We start from the raw sequence: 935 nt of genomic DNA, 5'->3' as shown, positions 1-935 counted from the left end.
ACGACTTCGCCGTCCACGCGCGCCACGCTCGTCAGTCGTGACACCCGCGTCCACCGCATCTCACCGCAACGTTCGTGACGATCGCGACCCGCCCCTCATCTTGGGTAAGACGCGCGGAGTTAAATCACTGATTTGCCCGACGGGTTAAGCGATTTATTTTCGCGTGACGATCTGGACAGACTTTCGGTGATTTGCCCGTCGGGTTGTTATGTCGCACCCAAAGCATCCACATCGTCATTGCGAGCCAACAGGGCGCGCGTTCGCGCGACCCGTTGGCTCGCAATGACGGGGACAGTCATTCCGGGGCGATGCGAAGCATCGAGCCCGGAATCCATTACTCCGCGACACTTGTGGCCCGATGGATTCCGGGCTCGCGCCAAGGGGCGCGCCCCGGAAATGACGAAGGGTGGTGACACCGTCTTGTCCGCAACGACGCCGTCGTTATTGCGGAAACCGCGCGGCCTTCGCCTCCAGCGGCAACGACAGGCCGTTCGCGATGTAGGAGACCGTGCGATAGAAGCCGCAGAGCAGCATGATCTCCAGTATCTTTGCGTCATCATAATGCGCCGACAGCGCCGCGAATTCGGCGTCGCTCAGCATTGCGCGGTGATGCAGCGCGTCGACGGTGGCGATCAGCGCCTGCTCGGCCGGCGACCAGCAGGAATCATCGGCCTCGCCGTGCACGGTGGCGCGGACCTGCGGTTCGGTCAGCGATGCGCCGTCGGCGAAGGTTGCGATATGGACGCCCCATTCATATTCGCAGCCGGTCAGCGCGCAGGTGCGGTCGATGACGATCTCGCGCTCCCGCAAGCTCAGTGGACTGCGATCCAAGAGGCTGCCGGCGGTGAATTTCTGCCAGGCGCGGTCCTGGCTTGCGATCACACGAAACAACAGAAGCGGCGGCGCGCCGCGCATGATGCGGTCGAACTGCTCCT

General features: G+C 63.2%; 1 protein-coding gene. It reads right to left on the bottom strand.

Translation table 11 applies throughout. From position 1 onward, the window contains the following. Positions 1–441: 441 nt before the first annotated feature. On the bottom strand, positions 442–935 hold a 494-nt coding region (locus CWO89_RS44570; RefSeq protein WP_130584424.1), incomplete at its 5' end, for a carboxymuconolactone decarboxylase family protein.

Origin of the sequence: Bradyrhizobium sp. Leo170 (genome assembly GCF_004296405.1) — a bacterium.
In the GTDB taxonomy this organism is placed as follows: Bacteria; Pseudomonadota; Alphaproteobacteria; order Rhizobiales; family Xanthobacteraceae; genus Bradyrhizobium.
This window is presented reverse-complemented; position numbering and strand designations above follow the sequence as displayed.